Source organism: Bartonella raoultii (genome assembly GCF_019659805.1).
GTDB classification, from domain to species: domain Bacteria; phylum Pseudomonadota; class Alphaproteobacteria; order Rhizobiales; family Rhizobiaceae; genus Bartonella; species Bartonella raoultii.
On the sequence record NZ_JAIFRO010000006.1, the window covers coordinates 151,608 to 158,244 of the forward strand.

5 protein-coding genes are annotated in these 6,637 nt (G+C 36.7%); 1 reads left to right on the forward strand and 4 read right to left on the reverse strand.

Annotated features, from left to right (window positions below; translation table 11 throughout):
- The first annotated feature begins 274 nt into the window (after positions 1-274).
- Positions 275-2,059, forward strand: coding sequence for a single-stranded-DNA-specific exonuclease RecJ (recJ, locus tag K3248_RS06785; RefSeq protein ID WP_220717631.1), 1,785 nt, complete (start codon positions 275-277; stop codon positions 2,057-2,059).
- 17 nt (positions 2,060-2,076) lie between these two features.
- Here the strand turns inward: recJ and parE are convergent, their stop codons facing one another.
- The 4 genes from parE to K3248_RS06805 all read right to left on the reverse strand — a co-directional run bounded on the left by parE (position 2,077) and on the right by K3248_RS06805 (position 6,598).
- Positions 2,077-4,143, reverse strand: coding sequence for a DNA topoisomerase IV subunit B (gene parE / locus K3248_RS06790; RefSeq protein ID WP_220717632.1), 2,067 nt, complete (start codon positions 4,141-4,143; stop codon positions 2,077-2,079).
- 83 nt (positions 4,144-4,226) lie between these two features.
- A complete protein-coding gene (lipB, locus tag K3248_RS06795) occupies positions 4,227-4,964 on the reverse strand; it encodes a lipoyl(octanoyl) transferase LipB (protein ID WP_220717633.1) in 738 nt (245 codons plus the stop codon).
- Positions 4,965-5,111: 147 nt separating this feature from the next.
- Entirely contained in the window at positions 5,112-5,954 is an 843-nt protein-coding gene (locus tag K3248_RS06800) for a TPM domain-containing protein (protein ID WP_220717634.1), read from the reverse strand.
- Positions 5,954-6,598 (reverse strand): LemA family protein, encoded by a 645-nt coding sequence (locus K3248_RS06805; RefSeq protein ID WP_220717635.1) that lies wholly within the window; start codon positions 6,596-6,598, stop codon positions 5,954-5,956. Before K3248_RS06805 ends, K3248_RS06800 begins: the two co-directional genes overlap by 1 nt.
- Positions 6,599-6,637 lie beyond the last annotated feature (39 nt).

Sequence of the window (6,637 nt, forward strand, 5' to 3'; positions counted from 1 at the left end):
CTGTAATCAAAGATAATTTTGTTGTTTTGCGTTGAAAATTGCCATTATGACAAAATATTTAACGTCTATTCCAAGCACTGATATAATGTCTTTTGATTGACGTCAAGAGAAAATAAAGATTTATAAAACAGTATCTTACGATTGAGGTGTTATGATACTACTTTTTATTATAAAATATTTTGCCACATTTGTAGTGAAAATGCAGTATGTTAGAATGCTTTATCTTGAAGGAGTGATTGTATTTTATTTACTTCTATGTATAAAATGAAGGATAATGCAATCATCTCGTTATTTTCTCAATGTTGAATGTTCCGCTTCTGGTCAGGCTTGGTTGGATGCCTTAGATATCCAAGGGATCAATAATGCACGTGCTATTTCTCAAAAGTTTGGTTTTCCAGACGCGTTGGCGCGCGTTCTTTCAGCAAGAAATGTGGATGAATTTGACGCTGTTTCTTTTATTAATCCAACGTTGCGTATGCTCATGCCAGATCCGACAACTTTTAGAGATATGGAATCTGCAGCAGAGCGCATTTTTCAAGCCATTTTGAATCAAGAACAGATCGCAGTTTTTGGTGATTATGATGTTGATGGTGCGTGTTCATCGGCACTTATTGCACGTTTTTTGCGTTATTTTGGGATTGAAGTAAGAATTTATATCCCTGACCGTATTGTTGAAGGATATGGTCCCAATGAACAAGCGATGCGAATGTTAGTACAAGAAGGTGCTCATTTGATTATTACTGTTGATTGTGGGGCAAACAGTCCAGATGCGATCAAGGCAGCTAGACTTGCAGGGGCAGATGTTGTGGTTTTAGATCATCATCAAATGTCAGAGGTGCATGGGGAAGCTGTTGCTTTGGTCAATCCTAATCGCCCTGATGATCTTTCTGGACAAGGTCATTTATGTGCTGCTGGTGTTGTATTTGTAACATTAGCATGGGTTCATCGTTTGCTGCGGAAGAAAAAAATTGGAGAAACACTTCCTGATATTTTAAGTATGCTTGATCTTGTTGCATTGGCGACTATATGTGATATCGTTCCATTACAAGGTGTTAACCGTGCTTTTGTAGTAAAAGGTCTTCAAGTTGCGCGTTCCATGCATAATCCTGGTATAGCGGCTTTAACAAAGGTAGCACGTATAGGTGAACCACTTAATAGTTTTCATTTTGGCTTTTTATTAGGTCCCCGAATTAATGCAGGAGGGCGCATTGGTGATCAAGCTTTAGGAGCACGTTTGCTAAGCTGTGAGGATAAAAATGAAGTGGACAGAATGGCAGAACAATTGGATAGACTTAATCAAGAGCGCCAAGAAATGGAGAGTATTCAATTGGCGCAAGCGGAAGCTTCTATTGCTTCACTTTATAAAGGAAATGAAACACCTTTATCACTTGTTATTGCGCATCAAGAATGGCATCCGGGAATTATTGGTATTCTTGCTTCTCGCTTGAAAGAGCGTTTTTTTTGTCCTGTTTTTGCAATTGCTTTGAAAGAGGATGGAAGTGCTGTAGGATCAGGGCGTTCAATTAGCGGTATAGATTTAGGGGCCCTTGTTCGTGAAGCCGTTACATTAAATTTATTGGAAAAAGGGGGAGGACACAGCATGGCAGCAGGGGTTACAATCCAATCAGAAAAAATTGCAAATTTTCGAAAGTGGTTGGAAGAAAAAGTCGCTTTAATGGTTTCACAGTTACGTGCTAAAAAATCTCTTAGTATAGATGGTTGTCTTTCTGCTTCTGCTGCTAATCAAATACTTTTTGATACGATAGAAAAAGCAGGACCATTTGGTTCAGGGAATATGACGCCTGTTTTTGTTTTTCCTTCTCATAGGTTAATTAATCTATGTGAGGTAGGTAAAGGACATCTTCGCCTTTCTATTTCTAACATTGAAGGAAAAAAACTACAAGCTATTGCCTTTCGTTCTGTAGGAACATCGCTTGGTGATTTTCTATCTAGAAATGTTGGTGAAATAATCCATTTGGCTGGTAATCTTAGTTTGAATTACTGGAATGGAACAGTTACGCCGCAATTACGTGTTATTGATGCAGCTGCAGTAGTGTAAAAAAGATTGTTTGAAATTTAAATATCTAGATTAGAAGCAAAGGTAGAGTTTTCTTGTATAAAGCGAAATCGTGCTTCTGGCTTTGTTCCCATGAGACTTTCGACAGTGTTTTTAGTTCCTTGCATTTCCGTATCATCAATGGAAATGCGGAGTAATGTGCGTTTTTCAGGATGCATTGTTGTTTCTTTAAGTTGTTCAGCACGCATTTCACCAAGTCCTTTGAAACGTCCAATTTCAATTTTAGCTTTTCCAGTAAATTCAGTTTTGAGCAATTCATCTTTATGAATATCATCACGTGCGTAAGCAATTTTTCCTCCTTGTGATATTCTATAAAGGGGAGGCACAGCAAGATATAAATGTCCTTGGCGAATAAGGTCAGGCATTTCTTGAAAAAAGAAGGTCATAAGAAGTGAGGCAATATGAGCACCATCAACATCTGCATCTGTCATAATGATGATACGCTCATATCTAAGATCTTTTTCACGATATTTAGAGCGTGTTCCACATCCAAGTGCCAAAATAAGATCACCGATTGTTTGGCTTGAGTTCATTTTCTCATATGCTGCACTAGCTACATTTAGGATTTTTCCACGAAGAGGTAAAATAGCTTGATTAGTTCTGTTTCTTGCTTGTTTAGCAGAACCACCAGCAGAATCACCTTCAACAATAAATAATTCAGCACCGGCAGCACGGTTTTGGCTACAGTCTGCAAGCTTTCCAGGTAAACGTAATTTTCGGACAGCCGTTTTTCGATTTATTTCTTTGTCTTGGCGTCTTTTAATGCGTTCTTCAGCACGCTCAATAACCCAATCAAGAAGTTTTGTTGATTCTTGTGGAGAATTTGTTAGCCAATGATCGAAAGGATCGCGTATTGCGTTTTCAACAATACGCTGTGCTTCAATTGTTGCTAATCGGTCTTTGGTTTGTCCAACAAATTCAGGATTTTTGATAAAGACTGAAAGTATTGCAGCTGTTGAAATCATAATATCATCAGATGTAATGATAGAAGCACGCTTGTTTCCTATTAATTCAGCATAAGATTTCAATCCGCGCAAAAGAGCTTGACGTAATCCTGTTTCGTGTGTTCCACCCTCTCCAGTAGGAATAGTATTGCAGTAAGATTGTACATGAGCGTCGCCACCATACCAAGCAATAGCCCATTCAACGGAACCATGACCATTATCTTGTTTTGTTTTGCCAGAAAAAATTTCCGATGTTACACGATATTCATTTTTCAATGATGAAAGTAAATAGTCTTTAAGCCCATCAGGAAAGTGGAAAACATCTTTTTCTGGAATATTTTTTATTCCTTCAAGTATGAAAGGATCACAATTCCAGCGAATTTTTACACCACCAAAAAGATAAGCTTTGGAGCGTGTCATTTTATAAATTTTTTCTGGATCAAAGGCTGCTTGTTCGCCAAAAATTTTATGATCAGGATGAAAACGGACGCGTGTGCCACGACGATTATAAACATCTCCCAACTCTTCTAATCCAGATTGAGGAATTCCACGTGAGAAGCGTTGTCGATAAAGTTTTCGTTCTCGTGCAACTTCAACTTCCATATCATCGGAAAGAGCATTAACGACAGAGATTCCTACTCCATGGAGTCCACCAGAAGTTTGATAAGCTTTACCATCAAATTTACCACCTGAATGGAGTTGCGTCATAATGACTTCAAGAGTAGATTTATTGGGCATTTGAGGATGATTTTCGACAGGAATTCCACGTCCATTATCCGTAACTGTTAAATAACCATTTTTATCTAATGATACATCAATTAAATCTGCATAACCAGCAACGGCTTCATCCATGGCGTTGTCAATAATTTCAGCAAACAAATGATGAAGTGCTTTACTGTCTGTCCCACCAATATACATTCCAGGGCGTAAACGCACAGGCTCTAAGCCTTCAAGCACACGAATTGAAAGGGCATTATAGCTATCTTCTTGTGTATCTTTCGTATCTTTTTTTGAAGTCACTGCTTTTGAATTTATTAGAGATTGTAATTTTTTTTCTTTTGTATTTATCCGAGATTGAGCATTATGAAAAATACTGAAAAGATCCTTGTTGTTATCGCTCATAACGTTTGATTATCCACCTCGTTAAAATAAGTCCTTCAACATAGTAAATTTTATGCCTGTTTTCTATTTAAAAATCAATGTGCTTAGGAGATATCAATTGTTGGACCAAAAATTTGTTCAAATGTTTTTTTGAGAGCAATATCAATATCATGCATTGTGACAGGATAACCTAAATCAAAAAAGCTTGTTATACCGTAATTTGAGATTCCGCAGGGCACAATACCTGAATAATGTGCTAAATTAGGATTAACATTAATGGAAACTCCATGAAAACTCACCCATTTTCGTACGCGAATGCCAATAGCAGCGATTTTATCTTCGCAAGAGAGTCTGTCTTGTGTTATTGGAAAATTATGTCGTTTAACCCAAACACCAACGCGATCTTCACGACGTTCACCTTTAATATCAAATTTTGCAAGCATTTGTATGATCCATTCTTCTAGCGCGCTAATAAAAGCACGCAGATCTTGTTTCCGACGTTTAAGATCAAGCATAATATAAGCGATACGCTGTCCTGGACCATGATATGTAAATTCACCACCTCGACCTGCTTCGTAAACAGGAAACAAATGAGGTGATAAAAGATCTTTTTTATTCGCACTTGTACCAGCCGTATAAAGGGAAGGGTGTTCAAGGAGCCAAACTTGTTCATGTGCATTTTTTGCAAGAATATTTTCTACGTGCTCTTGCATATAATGCAGTGCTGCAGGGTATTCGATTAAGTTATTACTTATTTTCCATTCAACAGGTGGGTTTTCAGGGAGGGCTTTAAACTGATGTGATAGATGATTACGATCAGTATGTTTTAATTTAAATGTCATGCTCGCTATTTATGTTTATATTTGAATTCGTACTATACTCAGTAACAAAATTATAGAATAATATGTAAAATAGTTTATTAAAAATGAGAGTATATGGTGATAAGTTTTATCTTTAAGAAGTTGCTAAGCTAGAAGTTTATGTGCGCTTTACCATCTTCCTGTAGCACCGCCACCACCGGATGAACCTCCACCGCCTCTAAATCCTCCTTCTCCTGAATTTTTTCTAAAGATTCCACCAGAACGTCTATTTCCAGCATTTAAGTTTAGAAACCAAGGTGTGAAAATGATACCCATCCAGAGATATTGTTGTGGCCCTATTTTTTTTCCAAAAATCATTGCGAAAATAGGCAGAACCAATACCATAAAAATGGTTAAAAATATGATTGTGTTCACGATCCTTTCTTCTTTTTCATCTTGCTTACGTTTTTCTTCAACAGCTTTAGCTTTTTCTTTGATTTTAAAAGAAAAGTCAGAATCACTTTCTGTAATAAGATTGATAATTGCATGAACGGATTCGACAATTCCTTTTTGATAATTTCCTTCGCGAAAATTAGGAAGAACAAAAGTATTAATGATAACTGCAGAAAGAGCATCTGTGAGTACTCCTTCTAAACCATAGCCTACTTCAATACGCATTTCACGTTCATGTGGTGCAATGACAAGTAAGACACCATTATTGATTTGTTTTTGACCTAAGCCCCACCTGCGGAAAAGCGAATTACTATATGTTTCTATATTGTTTCCTGAAAGGGTAGGAAGAGTTACAATAACAATTTGATCCCCTGTTTTCTTTTCGAGTTCAGCTAGTTTTTTTGTTAAATCCTGCTTTGCTGCATTATCAAGCAAATGGGCTATATCGTTAATATAGCCCGTTAAGGGAGGAAATTTGTTTTGTGCATGAGCGACATTTTCAAATGCAATAAACAGATATAGAATACCCAAAAAAGCCCATAAATATGGCAAAACAATACAATGTCGAAATGGTTTCATTAGTTAAAGTTAACCTTCGGTGTCTGTTGTTTATCAGTATCAATAGTAAATGTTGGCATAGGTTTAGCATTGCGAAACCATAATTTTACCCATATCATTGTTGGCATTGTTTTTAGTGCGGTATTGTAGGCACGTACGGATTCAATATAATCACGGCGTGCAACAGAAATTCGGTTTTCAGTTCCTTCTAATTGTGATTGAAGAGCAAGAAAATTCTGATTTGCTTTCAGATCAGGATAATTTTCAACTACAGCCATAAGACGCGAAAGGGCGCTTGATAAATTGGCTTGATTGTTGAGATATTTCTGCATCATTTGTGGATTATTTAACATATCAGTATGAATATTGACTTGGGTTGCTTTGGCACGTGCTTCAATAACATTTGTAAAAACAGCTTGTTCATGAGCTGCATAGGCTTTGACAGTTTCTACAAGATTGGGAATGAGGTCTGCACGACGTTGATATTGATTTAGTACTTCACTCCATGCAGCATGTGCTTTTTCTTCATTTGTTGGTATGGTATTAAATCCACAACCACTTAAAAATGGTATTAAACATGCTAAGAAAAAAGTGCTTAAAAATTGTTTTAATATTTTAAACGAAGGATAAAAAAATACAGTTGAAGTAGTTTGTATATTGAACATAAAAATATCTCCACAATTATTTTATATATTATATAGGGT

Coding starts and splice junctions, on each gene's coding strand:
- recJ (WP_220717631.1), top strand. CDS start 275: ATGCAATCATCTCGTTATTTTCTCAATGTTGAATGTTCCGCTTCTGGT.
- parE (WP_220717632.1), bottom strand. CDS start 4,143: ATGAGCGATAACAACAAGGATCTTTTCAGTATTTTTCATAATGCTCAA.
- lipB (WP_220717633.1), bottom strand. CDS start 4,964: ATGACATTTAAATTAAAACATACTGATCGTAATCATCTATCACATCAG.
- K3248_RS06800 (WP_220717634.1), bottom strand. CDS start 5,954: ATGAAACCATTTCGACATTGTATTGTTTTGCCATATTTATGGGCTTTT.
- K3248_RS06805 (WP_220717635.1), bottom strand. CDS start 6,598: ATGTTCAATATACAAACTACTTCAACTGTATTTTTTTATCCTTCGTTT.